Origin of the sequence: Faecalibacterium gallinarum (assembly GCF_022180365.1) — a bacterium.
Classification (GTDB): Bacteria; Bacillota; Clostridia; order Oscillospirales; family Ruminococcaceae; genus Faecalibacterium; species Faecalibacterium gallinarum.
Map to the genome: position 1 here is coordinate 12,589 of NZ_BQKV01000036.1, position 18,024 is coordinate 30,612.

Annotated in this window: 14 protein-coding genes; 5 read left to right on the forward strand and 9 right to left on the reverse strand. The window is 55.3% G+C overall.

Annotated features, from left to right (window positions below):
• Nucleotides 1-21: 21 nt before the first annotated feature.
• From JCM17207_RS06020 to JCM17207_RS06030, 3 genes are all read right to left on the reverse strand, one after another.
• Nucleotides 22-1,443, reverse strand: a complete 1,422-nt coding sequence (locus JCM17207_RS06020; RefSeq protein WP_238316720.1) for a 6-phospho-beta-glucosidase — start codon at nt 1,441-1,443, stop codon at nt 22-24.
• Between the two features lie 26 nt (nt 1,444-1,469).
• Entirely contained in the window at nt 1,470-2,864 is a 1,395-nt protein-coding gene (locus JCM17207_RS06025; protein WP_238316721.1) for a PTS transporter subunit EIIC, read from the reverse strand.
• Between the two features lie 82 nt (nt 2,865-2,946).
• Nucleotides 2,947-3,795, reverse strand: a complete 849-nt coding sequence (locus JCM17207_RS06030; protein WP_238316722.1) for a Nif3-like dinuclear metal center hexameric protein — start codon at nt 3,793-3,795, stop codon at nt 2,947-2,949.
• Between the two features lie 192 nt (nt 3,796-3,987).
• Here JCM17207_RS06030 and JCM17207_RS06035 point away from each other — a divergent pair, with 192 nt between their 5' ends.
• Nucleotides 3,988-4,854, forward strand: coding sequence for a LysR family transcriptional regulator (locus JCM17207_RS06035; protein WP_238316723.1), 867 nt, complete (start codon nt 3,988-3,990; stop codon nt 4,852-4,854).
• A 344-nt stretch (nt 4,855-5,198) separates the two neighbouring features.
• Here JCM17207_RS06035 and JCM17207_RS06045 read toward each other — a convergent pair whose 3' ends face one another.
• Both JCM17207_RS06045 and JCM17207_RS06050 read right to left on the reverse strand, forming a co-directional pair.
• Complete coding sequence (locus JCM17207_RS06045) at nt 5,199-6,560, reverse strand: HAMP domain-containing sensor histidine kinase (protein ID WP_238316724.1); 1,362 nt, start codon at nt 6,558-6,560, stop codon at nt 5,199-5,201.
• Nucleotides 6,553-7,245 carry a response regulator transcription factor gene (locus tag JCM17207_RS06050; RefSeq protein ID WP_238316725.1) on the reverse strand — a complete coding sequence of 231 codons (693 nt, stop codon included), beginning with the start codon at nt 7,243-7,245 and terminating at the stop codon, nt 6,553-6,555. Before JCM17207_RS06050 ends, JCM17207_RS06045 begins: the two co-directional genes overlap by 8 nt.
• Nucleotides 7,246-7,435: 190 nt before the next feature.
• On the opposite strand from JCM17207_RS06050, the gene JCM17207_RS06055 reads away from it, so the two are divergent.
• The 4 genes from JCM17207_RS06055 to JCM17207_RS06070 all read left to right on the forward strand — a co-directional run bounded on the left by JCM17207_RS06055 (nt 7,436) and on the right by JCM17207_RS06070 (nt 12,528).
• Nucleotides 7,436-9,640: an FAD-binding protein gene (locus JCM17207_RS06055; RefSeq protein WP_238316726.1), complete on the forward strand. Its 2,205-nt coding sequence runs from the start codon at nt 7,436-7,438 to the stop codon at nt 9,638-9,640.
• Nucleotides 9,641-9,756: 116 nt separating this feature from the next.
• Entirely contained in the window at nt 9,757-11,025 is a 1,269-nt protein-coding gene (locus JCM17207_RS06060) for a S41 family peptidase (protein ID WP_238316727.1), read from the forward strand.
• Between the two features lie 260 nt (nt 11,026-11,285).
• On the forward strand, nt 11,286-11,543 hold the full coding sequence (locus tag JCM17207_RS06065) for a sporulation transcriptional regulator SpoIIID (protein ID WP_238316728.1): 258 nt from the start codon (nt 11,286-11,288) through the stop codon (nt 11,541-11,543).
• 154 nt (nt 11,544-11,697) lie between these two features.
• Nucleotides 11,698-12,528, forward strand: a complete 831-nt coding sequence (locus JCM17207_RS06070) for a TrmH family RNA methyltransferase (RefSeq protein ID WP_238316729.1) — start codon at nt 11,698-11,700, stop codon at nt 12,526-12,528.
• 98 nt (nt 12,529-12,626) lie between these two features.
• On the opposite strand, the gene JCM17207_RS06075 is transcribed toward JCM17207_RS06070, so the two are convergent.
• From JCM17207_RS06075 to ftsH, 4 genes are all read right to left on the reverse strand, one after another.
• Nucleotides 12,627-13,472, reverse strand: coding sequence for an HAD family hydrolase (locus JCM17207_RS06075; RefSeq protein ID WP_238316730.1), 846 nt, complete (start codon nt 13,470-13,472; stop codon nt 12,627-12,629).
• 226 nt (nt 13,473-13,698) lie between these two features.
• Nucleotides 13,699-14,592: a hypothetical protein gene (locus JCM17207_RS06080; protein WP_238316731.1), complete on the reverse strand. Its 894-nt coding sequence runs from the start codon at nt 14,590-14,592 to the stop codon at nt 13,699-13,701.
• Between the two features lie 120 nt (nt 14,593-14,712).
• Nucleotides 14,713-15,918, reverse strand: a complete 1,206-nt coding sequence (locus JCM17207_RS06085) for a hypothetical protein (RefSeq protein ID WP_238316732.1) — start codon at nt 15,916-15,918, stop codon at nt 14,713-14,715.
• A 25-nt stretch (nt 15,919-15,943) separates the two neighbouring features.
• Nucleotides 15,944-18,010, reverse strand: coding sequence for an ATP-dependent zinc metalloprotease FtsH (gene ftsH / locus JCM17207_RS06090; protein WP_238316757.1), 2,067 nt, complete (start codon nt 18,008-18,010; stop codon nt 15,944-15,946).
• Nucleotides 18,011-18,024: the final 14 nt, after the last annotated feature.

An 18,024-nucleotide genomic window follows, 5' to 3' on the forward strand; every position in this document is an offset into this window, starting at 1 on the left:
CCTGTCCTCTCAAACCGAATTTCAGTCCAAATCTTCCCCATTGGATTCGATCACCTTTTTGTACCAGCCAAACGACTTTTTGCGGCTGCGCTTCATGCTGCCCTTTCCTTCGTCGTCCCAGTCCACATAGATAAACCCATACCGTTTGCGCATTTCGCCTGTGGCCACCGATACCAGGTCAATGGGACCCCAACAGGTATACCCCATCAGGGGCACGCCGTCCAGTTCCACCGCCTTTTTCATCTCCCGGATGTGGTCCCGCAGATAATTGATTCGGTAATCATCTTCCACATAGCCGGTTTCGTCCGGTGTATCCGGCGCGCCCAGACCATTTTCCACAATGAACAGCGGCTTTTGGTAACGGTCGTAGATTTCGTTCATGGTGATCCGCAGCCCCACCGGGTCCAGGAAACGTCCCCAGGGCTCCCGCTCCAGATAGGGGTTATCCGCCGACTTGAGCAGGTTGGAATCGTATTTCCCGTCCGAATTCGCCTCGACCACTCGGGTCGAGTAATAAGAGAAGGAAACAAAATCCACGGTGTTTTCCTGGAGGATCTGCCGGTCATCTTCAGCAAACGGGGGGTTATACCCCCGCCTCTCAAACTCTTTGAGGACATAGGCCGGATAACTGCCCCGCACCTGGACATCGCTGAACATATAGTGTTTGCGGTTTTCCCCTTGTGCGGCCAAAACATCCAGAGGATTGCAGGTTGCCGGGTAAAAGATGCCAGCATTCAGCATGCAGCCCACCCGACTGTCGGGGATGATCTCGTGACAAAGTTTGGTGGCCCAGGCGCTGGCCACCAATACGTGATGTACCGCGTCGTAGACGATTGGATAACGGTCTTCCCCCTCTTGAAAGATCAGGCCCGCCGCCATAAAGCAGGCAGAGGTCATAATATTGATTTCGTTGAAGGTCAGCCAATATTTGACCATATTTTTATACCGGTGAAACAGGGTCGAAACAAACCGTTTATAAAGCTCGATCAGTTTCCGGCTGCGCCAGCCCCCATATTCGGTGACCAGGTGCATGGGGATATCATAGTGTGTGATGGTCACCAGGGGCTCGATGCCATATCGATGGCACTCGGCAAAAACATTCTCGTAAAAGCGCAGCCCCTCTTCGTTGGGCCGGGCATCGTCGCCGTTCGGATAGATCCGGCTCCACGCAATGGAAAGCCGCAGGGTCTTGAAGCCCATCTCACCGAAAAGCCGGATATCCTCTTGATACCGATGATAGAAATCCACGCCGGTCTGGGCCGGATACCGATGGCTACTGTCCGGTTTCAGCATCGGGACATCCCCCTTGACCACCGGCAAGCGATCTTTGCCGTAAGGCAGGACATCTGCATTCGATAGACCGCGGCCGCCTTCGTTCCAGCCGCCCTCACACTGGTTGGCCGCCAAGGCTCCGCCCCATAAAAAATCCTGCGAAAGTGGCATTTTCCCCTCCTGTCCTTCCAAATTTGTTATTCCTTGCTCTTCTCATAACCAAAGACCAAACCCAGACCAAGCGGCACGGCAAATGCAACCGCCATACCGACCGCGCCCAGGATGGCATCCTCGCCAAAGCGCAGGAAGTTCAGCCAGGGGAAACCAACGCCCGAGAAGATATAGATTTTTGCCCCAAGGATGCCCATAACGAGCGCACCGGACGCGCCGCCAATCATTTGGTAAACCAGGGCTCGCTTGTCCCGGAGGAAGATACCGTACAGGTAAGGTTCACCTATATTGGCAAGTGCGTTGGACGTCAGGCAGCTCCAGCCAAGCGCTCTTGCCTCTTTGCTGTTTGCTCGCAGCGCATAGGACAGCTCTACGCCCAGATTTGCCAGACTGGAAGCAATCGCCGCCGGGCTGACGATGGAATCGTAGCCAATGGTGAGCCAGGCCGGCAGCAGCGCGGTCATTACCGGCACATGCATTCCAAAAGCAATCACCAGGGGCCAAGTTGCTCCAACAACCACCATTGCCAGAATGCCGACCGTATTATTGAGCCAGACGATCAGATCCGCCACCCAGCCCATGACTACATAACAGATGGGGCCAAATACGCAGAGCGCCAGCGGCAGCATGATCGCCACAGTCAATGTGGGGACACCCAGCACACGGATGAAATCGGGGACAATCTTCTTAACCCATTTTTCCACATAGGACAGCACCCACACGATCAGAACGATGGGAATCACCGCCTGGGTATAATTGACCAGGTGCATGGGGAACAGACCATAGATGCCGAACGGCTCACCCGCGCTCACTATGGCAAGCATATTGGGGTGAAGCATCACTGCGGCCAGAATCATGGACAGGATCGGGCTGGCTTTGAATTTTTGGGCAGCACTGTATGCGGCAAAGAAGGGCATAAAGTAGAAGCAGCCGTCGTTCACCAGGTTGCACAGCTGGTACAGTTGGCTCTCTTCGCTCAGAAGTCCGGCATTCGACGGGCCCAGCAGCACCGCGATCATCTTGAAAATGCCGGCCACAATAAAAACAGGAAGGATGGGTGTAATGCTGCCGCTCAGTGCGCCCAGAATATTATTCAGAATCACCTTGGGCGTCAGCTTTTTCTTTTTGCCATTGCCGGCCGTTCCCTCTTCTTCCGCCTGGGCCAGGCCGCCCAGTTGGTTGCAGACTTCGTCATATACTCGGTCAACTCCCTGGCCGATGACCACCTGGACCTGGTTTCCTGCGTGAATCACTTTGATTACGCCTGCTACCTTGTTAATGGCATCATCACTGGATTTGGCTTCGTCTTTCAAGTTGAAGCGCAGGCGCGTCATGCAGTGGGTTACGGCTGCAACATTTCCTTTGCCGCCTACGGCCTCGATTATTTCGGAGGCCATTTTGGTATTCTCGAACTGAGCCATACTGATTCTCCTTATTTTTAAAACATACATCCAATATTTTGTTTCTGCGGCAGGCGCGCACTGACGCAGAACTCCAACTGATTTATGCCGGGAAATACGAATATGCATCCCCCGACTGGATAAACGTCACAGGGATCGTCCATCCAAATTTCTCTCGCAGATACTCCGCATAATATTCCATACCGATTTCTTCCAGGTTAAAATGTCCCAGAGCAAAGATACAGCGGTTTTCACCCGTCATGGCGGCATCACGGACGTACTCGCAGACGGTAAAATCCACCATTTCCAGTGTAAGCAAACAGTGGATGTCCAGATCGTTCATTTTCTGAATGATCTGGTTGTCGGAAGGGTGTCCCATAATGTGCATCGGGATATAGACCCTCTTAATCCGGCAGCCTTGATTGCCAATAAAACGAATTCCGTTCAGACGGAATTTCCGATTCAGATGCGCCGCCATCTCGGCCACACTCATCTCCGGCAGAAGAAACTCCTGCGGCACTGGATTATCAGGATAAACCCGATAGGCATCCCAGCCCAGCAGCCGGCTCAGCCCGCCGAAAATCCCGTCCCGGTACTGTCCCTCCATCGGCAGCCCCGCATGAATATGATCGTGGTTCCGCCACACACAGATGTTATAACGGTTGAGAAGCGCTGCCTTCTGTTGAAATGCAGTATTTCCGGCCAGCCAGTCCGTCCGGTCTCCATGATTCCAGAACAGCGCCTCGTGCACTACAATCAGGTTTGCGCCAGCCTCCCCAGCTTTTCGGATGACATCCACCGACGCATAACAAGTGGTGACAACGCCGGTACATTCCTGGTGAGGATCTCCATAAAGGATTTGGTCTCGGGTTGTCTCCTCTTCGATTGTGCGGCCGGTCCAGACGCTTGCCGCATCCTGTTTCATCCTTTCGATCAGTTCTATGATTTTCATGCCGCTTCCCTTTCTCCAGACAGAAGGTTCCTCCCCTGCCCCAGATTTACCGGGTTGGTGGTTTCTGATTTCAGTATAACAGGAACTGTGGAATTGTGAATTTGTATTTAATTATGATATAGTTTACAAAAAGTAAATACTTCGGTATAATCCTTTTAGATAAACGACCTGCATTTTTAGGGGGAACTCACTTTGGACAGTGCAAAATTGGAAACTTTTTTATACGTCTGCAAGGAAAAAAGTTTTACCAAGGCTGCTGAAAAGCTTTTTATCACGCCGGCAGCCATCAAAAAGCAGATTGATTCTCTGGAGAATGAAATCGGCACGCCGCTTTTTTTGCGGACAGCTTCTGGCTGTACGTTGACACCCGCAGGCGAAATTTTTCAGCCCCGCGCAAGAAAGATCCTGAATCTGATCTACGACTCGGTGGAAGCTGCAAGACAAGCCAAAAAAGAACAGCTCCAAAAGCTGCACATCGGGCACAGCGTACGGCTCCACTACGCCTTTGCTTCGAGTCTTGCCACCTATTATACCGAAGCATACCCCGGCGAATTTCTGCTCTTCGACCGAATGAAAAAGACAGAGCTGCTCTCCTCCTTGAAAGATCGTGCCATCGACGGTTTCTTTTACATTAACCCACAAAAAGGAGATTTTCCCCATGTGCCGAACATCCTGTTGGGCACCTCCCAGATTCATGCCATCGTTCAGCAGAATCATCCCTTGTCCAAACGCAAGATGATAACCTTTCAAGATCTGGGCCTGTATGATATCTTTATTTCTGCTGTTTTGGACCACGATCTGTATGAATCTCTCGAATCCCGGTTCGGGGCGAGGCTGCATATTCTGGACAAAGAAGACCGCAACTCCCTGATTTTCAGCTTGCAAAGAAATGCAATTATCCTCTATCCCTGCCCGGTAGATCACGATATCTCTATTCCTTTCGGGTACCCGCCGTTGGAAATCCGGCTTTATTATCTCAAGGAACAACCGAATTTGCAGCATTTTATCCAGCAGTTTCAAAAGCTTTTGGCCGCAAACGCCCGCACTGTAATTATGTAGCCAGGTTCCCGCCCGCATAATCCCCCGCCCTCTCTCATAATTTTTAAAAACGGGAGTAGGGAGGAATCTTTATGAAAGGCGATCCGGAGCAGCGGGCCATCCTGCTGGGGGAGTACATTGCGGAGCACGGGGCCACGGTGCGAGCGGCGGCAGCGTCATTCGCGTACAGTAATAAAATAGTATGGCGGATTCGGTAGACAAAATCAGCTCAACATAAAGATACTCCCCCTGTAGCTGCCCTGAAAAACAGTTACAAGGGGAGTACTTCTTTTTCCTTATCATGAGATCTGGTTGCTCAAAACGAAATAGTCCAATTTATTTTTTTACATCATCAGACCTTTATTTCATTTTTCGCAACTCTCTATATTTTGGCAGGGAAATTCTAGCCATAGTAAAAAGTGATCGTCATGATATTCCCAAAAACAAATTCCCTCCATTTGCCGCATCATTTGCTGGACATTTTTCAACCCCACCCCATGGGAGTCATTTTCCTTATAATTTGCGTCCACCTGGTTGCAGATCTCGATTCGGAATCGCTTCTCCTGTTTACATAAGGAAATACGGATTGGTTCTTTAGAAGACGCATATTTTTTTAAATTTGAAAGCAAATTGTCCGCGATTCTACACAACAGCTCAGTATTCACACGAACACAAAAAGCCTTTTCCGGACACTCTTCAAGCCGAAGCTGCCAACCGAATTCCTCCAGAAGAAAGAACTTTTCCATAAAAATTTGTACAAAGACTTCTGCTCCCATCAGCGGCTCCAGTGCAGGCTGCCGTTGTTCCTCTCCACAAGCCGTTCGGAACAGTTGATTGCTCAAATCAATTAACGTTTGACAGCCGCAAATACATTTTTTTAGGTATTCATCATGTTGTTTTTGCGTCTGGTAATGTCCCTCCTGCAAAATTTCCAGATACCCCAGCTGGGTGGTCAGGGGAGTGCGCAAATCGTGGGAAAGGGCCGTAACCAGCTCGCTCCGCTGTCGTTCCGCCTGGCGTACCTCCTCCATCCGCTGCTGAAACGATTTCCGCATATCGTTCAGACTCTGGGCCAACCCGGCCAGCTCATCTTCTCCCTGTACCGGCACCAGGTAGTCCAGATCTCCCCCTTCCAAAACGCGGATACTCTGTTCCAGCTTTTCCACATAACTGATTTTTTTCCAGACTGCATAGAGCACCGCAGAAATTCCCAGCAGACAACAAAACCAGAATTCGACCGTTCTGACAAGCTCATCGATAAAAAAATCAAAGTATCCATAAAGATAGAGGGTCACCTCTCCATCCAAAAAATACAGCGGATAGGTATGGAGATAGGTTTCTTCGCTCAACGTGCGGCTAGCCTGACTGTTAATCCTTCGATAGTCAATGTTTGTGAGCGAAGAATCGTAGAGAATTACACCGTCTTTTTCCACACGGAGAATACAGCCGCCCCTCTGTTCTCCACCCACATACCACTCAGACAACCGCTCCACCTCGCTGCTGGCAATGGGCATCCTTTCCAGCTGCTGCTGAATCATCTGGGCAACACGATCGCTGCTGCTTTCCAAATAATCGGACTGAGTATAGTAATATTGTAAAACCGCTTTACTCAGGGGCTGCAGCAGCATATAAAGTCCCACCGAAAAAATTGTGGAAAGGCAAACTACAAGCAACAGCTCCTGCCGCAGGCCGCTGCGCGCCTTTTTTATTAATTGAAAATCAAACAAAACGGTATCCCTTTCCCCACACGGTAACAATATGTTTTGGATTTTGGGGGTCATCCTCCAGCTTTACGCGCAGTTTGCGGATATGTACCATCACCGTCCCGTTGGAGGTATAGAGATATGGTTCATTCCAGATACTCTCATATAAATTCTGGGCGGAGAAAATCCGTCCCGGATGGCTGGCCAGAAGGAGCAGCACCCGGTATTCCAGCTCGGTCAGATCTACTGGTTTGCCGTATTTTTCCACCTCGTTGAACTGACGATTGATTCGGAACGGCCCCTGGGTCAGCCAGTCGTCCTCGGGATCCTGTTTTCCCTGATAGATCCGGTATCGGCGCAGCAGGCTCTGGACCCGGGCCGTCAGTTCTGCATGGGAAAAAGGCTTGACCAGATAATCATCCGCCCCCACCCGCAGCCCCAGTGAGATATCTCCATCCTGACTTTTTGCAGTCAAAAAGAGAATCGGCACATTGCTGGTCTGCCGAATTTTTTCGCAAACCCGGATACCGGACATGCCCGGCATCATGATATCCAGGATCACCAGATCCACGGCATCGTCCATCCGTTCCAGAGCTTCTTCTCCGCTCTGTGCCAGAACTACCTGATACCCCTCGCTCACAAGCAGAATCTGTAGCACCTCCCGGATATCCGCATTGTCATCCACTACTAAAATTTTATATTGCGCCATCCGTAGTTTCTCCTTCTCTTGATTAATCCCTTTTTATTTTACAGTATACCGCAACCTGAGGAACACGGCTATGCAAAAAATTAAGAATTGTTAAGAACCCCGTCCCTCATTTGTTAAGGTTTTATCGTTATAATTAAAACAAACTTGGGCTAAGCCCACACAGAACCAGAAGAAAGATGGAGGAACAAACATGAACCATATTTCTCGCCGCAGCTTCCTGCGTGCCGCAACTACCGGCGCTCTGGGTGCCGCTGCTGCCGGTGCGCTGGCAGCATGCTCCAATACAGCCACTTCGACTGCCGCATCCTCTGCCGCCGCAGTTTACACCCCGGGCACCTATACTGCTACTGCTAAAGGCATGAATGATGTAACCGTTACCATGACCTTCAGCGAGACCGCCATCACCGAAGTCAAAGTGGATACCGCAAACGAAACATTGGACCTCGCCGTCAACTCGGCAGAAGATTTTCAGACTATGCTGATGGAAGCACAGAACGCTGAAATCGACGGTGTGTCCGGTGCAACCGTCACCTCCAATGCGGTTAAGGAAGCTGCCGCAAGCTGCATCGAGCAGGCCATGGGTCTGACCAGCGAGACTGACGATGCTACCACCTATGGGGATGACCCCCGCGGTGCTGCCCGCGCTGCCGCAAAAGCTGACGGCCGTGTTTTTGGTTACTCCGGCCCTGGCGACTGGCTGGGCGAGGCACCTGTTTTCGACAATATTGACAGCGAAGTGGATTGTGATGTCTGCGTGGTCGGTCTGGGCCATGCCGGCGTAGCTGCCGTTCTGGGCGCTGCTGAAAAGGGTGCCAAGGTTGTGGGTATTGAATCGCAGAGCAAAGATACCTTTGCCTGGTACGGTGAGGACATCGGTGCATGGAACAGCAAATTCGCGCAGGATGTCGGCATCCCTGCCTGGGATCTGGGCCAGGTCTGCGATGAGTTTGTTACCCGCAGCGGTGGACGCGCCGACCCCGGCATTGTCAACCTGTATGTTCAGCACAGCGGTGAGGTTCTGGACCATATGCTGGAAGTCTGCAAGGAGATGGGCGTAGATGAACGTGTTTACACCTACGACAACACCGAGGACGGTTGGACCATCATCCACCTGAATGCCGACTATGACAAGATTGCCGCAGGCAACAATATTTACGACTGCCTCGATTTGACCAATTATCCCCGCAAGCCGGGCACCCGTACCTGGCCCGCAACCATCCAGTTTATGGGCCCTTACAGTGCAGAGCCGGTTGATGGCGTAGCCGCCAACAGCGTGCTGAAGTACGTCCAGCAGGCGCAGCTGGACAAGGCTGTGCAGGACTACGGCGCTGAGCTGTATTACGGCACTGCCGCGCAGGTTCTGGTTCAGAACGAAAACGGCGACGTTGTGGGCGTCATCGCCAAGGATGCCGACGGCAAGATCATCAAGTACAACACCACCATGGGCGTTGTGATGTGCGGTGGCGACTACGCCGGCAATGCCGAGATGTGCTGGGCTCTGATGAACGAGTACATGGAGCGCAACGAGCGCGAAGGCGGCCTGAAGAAAGATTTCTTCTCCTTTATGGGCGGCCGGGACGGCTCTTCTCTCAAAATGATGTGCTGGGCCGGCGGCATGATCGAACCCGCTCCCCGCGGCACCATGATTCTGGGCGGCGGCATCAACTCCACCCCCTGGGGCGCCAACAGTATGCTGTGGCTCAACAGCGACTGCAAGCGTTTTTGCAACGAAGGCAACGTGACCGGTGCTTCCACCGCAACCGCCCGCCAGAAGAACGCTACCGGCTGGCTGGTCACCGACAAGAATTTCATGAAGAGCGTCTGCGCCTGCGGCATCGAACACTCCGGCCCCAATGCAGGCCGTCCCCAGTACTATCAGGATCTGATGGATGATATGGAGGCTCTGCCCTGCTCCAGCGAGCCGCAGCAGATCCGCAGCTGCTTTGTTGCAGAGCGTATGTTCAGCAACATCTACAAGTGTGATACGCTGGAGGAGCTGGCCAAGGCAATGGGTGTGCCCGATGACAAGATGGACACCTTCATGGCCAGCATCGAGGAATACAATGCCATGTGCGACGCTGGCAACGATCCTCAGTTCGGCAAGGATCCCAGCGCCCTGATCCCCATCCGGGAGGCTCCCTTCTATGGCTGCGCACAGACTCTGGGCAACCGGAGCGCCAGCCCCAGCATGGTTACCATGAACGGCATGATGACCGATCTGAATCTGAACGTTCTGGATGTGGACTATAATCCCATCAAGGGCCTGTACGCCGCCGGCAACAGCCTGGGCGGCCGGTACGGCACCGGTTACTCCACCCCCTGCGCGGGCAACTCCATCGGTTTTGCTGTTACCCATGGCCGTCTGGCTGGTCAGTTCTGTGTGGACAACGCATAAGACAGCTTGATTTTTCCCCAATAACAGGGATAAAATAAAAAGAGGGGCATCCCATGCGGATGTCCCTTTCTTTGGTATGATTTCAATGGCTGCCCAGTGCAGCAACGGAGGCACAAATGGAAAGCAACAAGCTTTTAAATGATCTTTTTCTGACCATGCGAAACGACTATGCGGGATGGACGGCAAAACAGGCCCGGCATAATCCCTCCCCTTTTGTCACCATGCTGGGGCAGGCCTATTACGATCGCCGGATGTCCTCCCTGCTGGTACTTCAGGCAGTCAACCAGTACTGTGCCGGTATGCGGGACCGAAACCTATCCTTTGCCCTTGCCGAGAGTGAGAGTTATCATCCCTTCAGCCGTGGTTTTACGGTTCGCCGCAGCCTGGAAGGGATGTTTGTTGATGGCGTCACCCAAGAGCTGCGGCTCCAGCCCGGCGATCAAGTTTTGGCCATCAACCGGACCGCTCCGGAACGAATCGTCAAAAATCTGCCCAATCCGCTCTTGGGATCAGATGAACCCGAGCGGGAACAGTGGAACGGCTATCTCAAGATGGCAAAGCATCTGACCGTACGCCATTCAGACGGCCAGGAGGAAACATTGGAGCTGGCAGCCTATCCCCTGGACCGTCCCGCAGCGGGGTTTGTACAGCTTCTTCCGGGAGGCACCGTTCTGCTGAATCCCGGCTGTCTGGATGACCCGGATGCTGTCCAGCGGCTGATAGACAAAAACCGCCAGCTACTGGACGGCTGCCCCCGTCTGATTCTGGATTTACGCCGGAATCCCGGCGGCTGCGAGGAGGCGCTACTGCCCCTGCTGCCTTATTTAGCCCATAGGGATGCCACCATCGGAGAGCTATTTGGGGACCGGCGAATCCGGACCAACTATACCAAAATGAATTGCAGCCGGATGATCCACACCCTCCGTCCCTATCTAACCGCAGCCGATTCAGAAGTGCAAGCGATGGCCCGGGAATTGATAGCCCACTATACCGCCATGAGCGGACAGGGCTGGGTGGAAGAAACCGAGGAGCTTTGTGCCCCAGCGCAGACCATGATTCCCCGCCGCGGGCCGGAGGAAGTCATCCTGCTGACCGATACCTGGTGTGAAAAAGAAGCAGAGCTTCTGGTCCAAATTGCTCACAAGGAAGGCCGTGCCTTTCTTCTGGGACGTCCCACTATGGGCACACTGGATTATCGAACCCCTGTACAAGTCCGATACGACGAATTCACCTTTACTTATCCGATGAGCCGCACCATGGCTTCTTGTGAAGGACATGGTGTAGATGAAATCGGCATCTCACCTGATGATTTGGTTCCCTGGACCAGTCTGGAGTGTACACAAGATCTTCTGCTAGTGCGAGCCATGCAACATTCGTTTTCATAACTATGCTCATTCCAAGGGTGCGACCATTGTCTATGATAGACGTAATACCGTTTAAGAGGCTATAAATCAGCAGCATCGAGGCCTTTAAACAAAAGCAGAAAAGAAAAGTGGAGTTTTCCATCTGTCAGGCTCCACTTTCTATTGAGTATTTACATATAGTTAAATACAAACCGGAGAGTATTCCCCCCTTGGCGCTATCCCCCGCATAATCCCCCGCCCTCTCTCATAATTTTTAAAAACGGGAGTAGGGAGGAATCTTTATGAAAGGCGATCCGGAGCAGCGGGCCATCCTGCTGGGGGAGTACATTGCGGAGCACGGGGCCACGGTGCGAGCGGCGGCAGCGGCGTTTGGGTATAGTAAATCGACGGTACACAAGGATGTATCCACCCGGCTTCGATCTTTGAGCCCCGCCTTGTATGCCGAGGTTAAAGCAGTCCTGGCCAAAAACAAAGCCGAACGACATCTGCGGGGCGGGGCCGCCACACGGGAAAAGTATAGTCATCCACCCCCTATTTGAAATCCGTTCGATCCTCAGCGGTGCATCCCTTCACAAGGGGGCACCGCTTTTTTGCGGGATGCAGCAGGCTGCCGGTCGTCTTGAGCCGGGAAAGGTTTCGTGCTATACTTGCAAAAAACAGACCCTTACCAGAAACAAACAACAGGAGAAGTATATGCCCCACATTGTTGAAATCGACAGCCTATCCCTACCGGAGCTGGATGTTTATGCACGGCTGACGCAGGCCCAACTGAGAAACCGTCTCGAACCCGAAAAGGGAATTTTTATCGCTGAGAGCCCCAAGGTGATTGAGCGGGCACTGGAAGCGGGCTGTCAGCCGCTTTCTTTCCTGATGGAACGCCGCCACATTACTGATCAGGCAGCTGCACTTCTCGCCCGCTGCGATCCGGAGATCTCCGTCTACACCGGCGAGAGCAGCCTGCTGGAAGAGCTGACCGGATTCCAGCTCACCCGTGGGGTGCTCTGCGCCATGCGCCGCCCCCATCTGCCTTCCTTTGAGTCCCTTTGTGCCGGGGCCCGCCGGGTCGCTGTGCTGGAAAACATTGTGGACTCCACCAATGTGGGCGCCATCTTCCGCTCGGCTGCCGCGCTTCATGTGGACGCCGTGCTGGTAACCCCTTCTTGCTGTGACCCGCTCTGCCGCCGGGCTATCCGGGTAAGCATGGGCACGGTCTTTCAGGTTCCCTGGACCACCATCGGCCAAAAAGCCGCCGACTGGCCCCAGCCCGGCCTGGCCTGGCTGAACGCCTTGGGGTTCAAAACCGCCGCCCTGGCCCTGAGTGACCGCTCGGTGTCCATCGACGACCCTCAGCTGATGGCAGAAGAAAAGCTAGCCATCATCCTCGGCACCGAAGGGGATGGCCTATCCCCCCACACCATCGCGGACTGCGATTATACCGTGAAAATCCCCATGTCTCACCAGGTGGATTCGCTGAATGTGGCGGCCGCCAGTGCAGTTGCCTTCTGGCAGCTGCGAGCCCGCTAACCCCGCTCTTTTCGCAGCAAAAATATAACCCGTGCATTTGCCCTAGAAAAGCAGATGCACGGGTTTTTATTTCTCTTTCAGAAGATTTCCTGTTCCTATCACACCAGACCCAGGGCCTCAAACTCCCGGGCAAGACCGTCCTCGGTGACTGCGCCGCAGATCCGGGTACAGCGGCGTTTGAGAGCGTCCGAACCATTGGCCATACAGACACTGATCCCCACTACATCGGTCATTTCCAGGTCATTTTCGCTGTCACCAAAGCCAATGGCGTCCTGGGGCGAGACCCCCAGGTGACGGCAAATCCGCTGGATCCCGGTGCCCTTGTTGAACTTGCGGTTGATCAGCTCACCGTTGACCATTTCAGCAGAGAAACGGAGCATCTGCTGTTCACAGAAAATAAACTGGTCCTCATACAGAGCGCGCACTGGGGCGATCTGGGCCGCGCTCTCGGCTGTATAGCAGATCTTATAGATGGGTTCCCCATGATATTCCTTCAAAGGCCGCACCATGGTACCATCCGTCCAAAACTTGCTCCAGCGTTCGGCCTCGCTGTTCATCGCTCCCTGCTGGTTTTGCTGCCGAATCACCCGCTCCAAAACCCGGCTGGGATTGCCGTAGGAGATATCCCGCACTTCCAGCGTGTAGTCTGCGCCGCACTGCTCCAGCGCCGCGCGCAGGCCTTCAGCCTGGGATTTTTCCATGGGGCAGTCAAAGAGCAATTCATCCCCACAGACTACATAGCCTCCGGCGCTGCAAATGTACCCATCGAAGCCATACTGAAACAGAGGCTCGGCCATGTGGCGGTTGCGGCCAGTACAAAGAAAAACCTTGTGTCCCTTAGCCTGTGCCTTATGGATGGCTTTGAGGGCACTCTCCGGCGGCTCCATCTCCCCCGGCGGCAGCAGTGTTCCATCAATGTCCAGAAAAATCAACTTTGAATCCATGGTTTTCCCCCTCCTGTTTCCGCTTTTTTGCAGCAAAACATATCCGCATTTTGTTTGGTATGAAAGTTCTTTTTGATTCTATTATAGGGGTTGGACGGATTTTCAACAAGACATACTATTTCCGTTTTTTGCGCTGCGAATCATCATGTTTTTATGCTTCCTGCACAAAGTGCGCACACCTGTTTTTTACATTTCGCCAAGAAAACACATCCGACTTTTGGAGGAATCAGAATCCCCCCATAGCCCGGGCCCGCAGCAGAAGCCCCACCACCAGGGCCAGCAGCATCAACAACAAAACTGCTTTGTTGACCCCTTTTTTCTGTCTCTGAGCGTGAGATTGCCGCCCCTGGTTCCCGGAACCGGAAGATTTCTTTTTGGAGTTTGTCCGGGGGGAGGTTGTCTTGGCTTTTCCATTGCGGGGAACAGATTTCGCAGAATGTGCGGGTTCCCGGCGCGGTTCTCGTTTGGCTGTACGGGATGCCCCACTGCTGCGGGGGGAGGCTTCCTCTGCGGCTCGAGCAGCCGCAGCCTGTTGGCGGGCAGCCCCTGTCTCGTACAGGTTGACCTCTGGCGGGGACTGGGTGCGCCCGCCTTTGGAGCCTGAACCCCGGCTGGCGCCGCAGCGGCTGAGATATTCCTCAGCCAGACGATAATACTTTTGCAGTTCTTTTTCGCTGAAAGCCGCCCCTGCATAGCCTTCTTCCAGCCGTTCCACCGCCTCATCAAACAGCATGGCCGCCTGAACGCCTCCGGTGCGGTCGGCCGCATGAGCCGCTTCGTTGCGGGCGGTCCGCACCGCGTTACAGGCCCGGCGGGCGGCGCTGGGATGGGCCGTGTTCCCCAAAAGATCCAGGGGATGGGCCGCATCCTTCTCGGGGTCCAGCAGCACCCGCATACAGAGGGTGGTGTCCAGCTGCTGCCAGCTGGTTTTCCGCTCTAGATCGGGCAGGCGGTCATAATAGAGCGGGCTCTCCTGCCGGCGGACCGCCAGATGCTGGAGCAGCGAATCCACCGTATGGCTGCCTGGTTTTTGCTCCCAATGCCACCGCAGCAGACGGCGGCTGATTTCGTCGCAGGTAGCCTTGATTTCAAACGCCACCTGTAAATATTCTTCCGGCATGGCCTTCCTCCTCGTTTATTTTTATCCTGTGGCTGCATAAGCAATGCGGAGGAAGCGCAGCCGCTCCCCCCGCATGGTGCATTCCTCGGCAGCAGCCCAAAACAAGGGCCAGCCTACGCCTTACAGGAAAAATTGATAATAGACAAAACCGCTCAGCGCAATTCCCGCGCAGATCAGGGCTGTGAGAGGCGGAACCCAGCGGATGATGGCCTCGGCCACTGCGTCCTCCGGTTCGTCGTCGTATTCGTCCTCTTCCACCAGCTCTGCGGCCCGGCGGCTCCGGGGCTCAAAAGGCTCATCGGCATGGGTCCGCCAGTGAAGCGGTGCAGCCTGGGTATCATCGATGGATGTTTCCTCTACCACAGAGCGAGAACCGCCCAGCACACGGGTGCTGCCCGCCTCTTCTTCCACCGGCTGGGCCGCTGCGCCCCGCTGCTGACCAGACAGATCAAATGCTCGGGTACCATCCGGGCGGACTTCCTCCACCGGTGCAGAAGGAGCCGTGTAGCCCATAATCCGGGTGGGTTCCTCCACCGGTGCAGCGGGAGCCGTATATCCCATGATCCGGGTGGGCTCCTCCGCCGGCTGGGCCTGAGCCGGCTTCTGGCGGCCAGTCAGGTCAAATGCCCGGGTACCATCCGGTTGGGCTTCCTGAACGGGAGCGGTCGGCGCCGCACCCCCGACAACCCGGGTTGCCTCCGGGGCGGGCTCCGGCTGGGGTTCCGGCTGCTCAGGCTGCATCAGAACGTTCAGGGCGTTCTGAAGCAGGATGCGGTCACAGCCGCACTCGCTGCAATAGACGGTGTCTTCCTCCTTGGGGTGGAAGGCGCCGCAGGCACAGTACCAGCCATTGTCCAGCACCTGGGGAGCATATTTCAGCCCCTTGCGGCTCATCCGCTGTTCCAGAGCAGCTTCCAGCTCTGCGGGCAGACGGCGGGGCGCCGGCAGGCGGACCCGCTTGGTCTTCTCCAGCTGCACCACCTGTTTGCCGTGGTAAACCTTTTTCAAGATCACATCCACGCTGGTGATGACCTTATCGGTGACAAAGACGGCATCGTCCATCCCGAACAGTTCGCCGGGTTTGACGTCCAGATCCCGATACTGGAAATCCGCCTCGCAGAGGATGACGCCGCCGGTTCCCTTGCATTTGAACAGGATATCCAGTGCTGTCAGGTTCACCTGAGAAACATTTTTAAAGGTCAGGCAGACGGCGCGATCGCCGCTGATGCTGCCCTTGAGCAGCTCGACCTGCACAAACTGAACCGGACTGCCCGGGGTGTAATAGTTGGCGCGGGTTTGGGCAATCGGATCAAAGCTTTCCTCCACAACACTCACTCCTTTGCTGGTTGATTTATTCGCCGGCGGGCTTTTCCCCGTCTTCCGGCGCGGGGGCCGGGGCGGGTTCCGCCTTTTCCGCAAACTCAGCCGTCTCAGCAGGCTCGGCCATCTCCACCGGCTCCACCACGGGCTCGGCCGCAGGCTGGGCAGGGGTTTCGGCCTTGGGGGACTCAGACTCCCGGGCAGGGAGGGTCTCGCCCTTCATGATGGCGTTGAACTCGGCCTCGTTGAGCTTCTCACGCTCCATCAGAGCATGGGCCAGCGCATGGAGCTGGTCCATGTGCTCGGTCAGGGTACGGCGGCAGGTCTCATAGGCCTCGTCGATGATATCCCGCATCTCGCTGTCAATCTCGGCGGCAGTGCTCTCGCTGTAGCCCTTGCCCATACCCAGATCGCGACCCAGGAAGGTCTCCTCCTGGGCGGTGCCGTAGACCACAGGGCCCAGCCGCTCGGAGAAACCGTATTTTGTGATCATCTGGCGGGCGATGTTGGTGGCCTGCTGCAGGTCATTGGAAGCACCGGTGGAGATATCGTCCAGGATCAGCTGTTCGGCTACGCGGCCGCCCAGACTGGAGACGATATCCTCAAACATCTCGCCTTTGGTGACGTAGCTGCGGTCTTTTTCGGGCAGGTACATGGTGTATCCGCCGGCCTGGCCGCGGGGGATAATGGTAATCTCATGGACGCGGGGGTGATGCTTGCAGTAGAAGCCCGCCACCGCGTGGCCCGCCTCGTGATAGGCGGTGAGCTTTTTCTCTTCGGGGGTGACGATCCGGCTCTTCTTCTCGGGGCCGGCCATGACCTTCATGGAAGCTTCCTCAATGTCCTCCATGGTGATGGCCTTGCGGTTGCGCCGGGCAGCCAGCAGAGCTGCCTCGTTGACCAGGTTCTCCAGGTCGGCGCCGGCAAAACCGGGGGTCCGCTGGGCGATCACCTTGAGGGAGACGTCCGGGGCCAGGGGTTTATTCCGGGTGTGGACCTTGAGGATCTCCTCGCGGCCCTTGACATCGGGCAGACCTACATAGACCTGACGGTCGAAACGGCCGGGACGGAGCAGAGCTTTATCCAGGATATCGGCCCGGTTGGTGGCCGCGATGACGATAACGCCGTCGTTGGCCTGGAAGCCGTCCATCTCCACCAGCAGCTGGTTCAGAGTCTGCTCGCGCTCGTCGTGGCCGCCGCCCAAACCGGCGCCGCGCTGGCGGCCCACCGCGTCGATCTCATCGATGAACACGATGCAGGGCATGGTCTTTTTGGCCTTGTCGAACAGGTCGCGGACACGGGAAGCGCCCACGCCGACGTACATTTCCACGAAATCGGAACCCGAAATGGAGTAGAAGGGCACCCCTGCCTCGCCGGCGCAGGCGCGGGCCAGCAGGGTTTTACCGGTGCCCGGAGGGCCCACCAGCAGAACGCCGTGGGGAATCCGGGCGCCCAGGGAGTTGAATTTGTTGGGGCTCTTGAGGAACTCCACCACCTCTTGCAGTTCCTCTTTTTCCTCGTCCTCGCCCGCGACATCGGCAAAGGTGGCGGTCTTTTGGTTCTCGGACTCGTCCTTGACCTTGGCGCGGCCCACATTCATAATGTTGCCGCCTGCGCCGCCGCCCCGGAGCATGGAGAACAGGATGAAGCCGGTGCAGCCCAGCATGGCCAGGTAGAACAGGATCTCCATCCAGGGGATGGTTTCTTTGAGGGCCACATAGTCATAGACCATCGGGGCGTCGGGGTTGGCCTCGTTGTACGCCTCGATGTAGCCGGTCACGTTCTCCACGAACATGGCGGCATAGGGCAGCTGGTAGCGCACCGTGACGGTGCCGTCCTCTTCTTCCTGGACGACGTCGCCGGTCTGGCTGGGGGCCAGCATGCCGGAGAGCAGCCCGCCGGTGCTCTCGGTGGTGGACTGGTCGGTCTCGCCGGGCAAGGGCAGGTCGCCTTCTTTGATCTTCATGGTGATTACGCCGGTATTCCGGTCCAGCGTAAACTCGGTCACCTGCAGGTGCTCGAAGTAGTTGACCACCGTGGAATAGGTCATGGACGAGCTGGCTGAGCTGGTGGAAGTACCCAGCATGGACCAGATCATCAGCACGGCGGCCA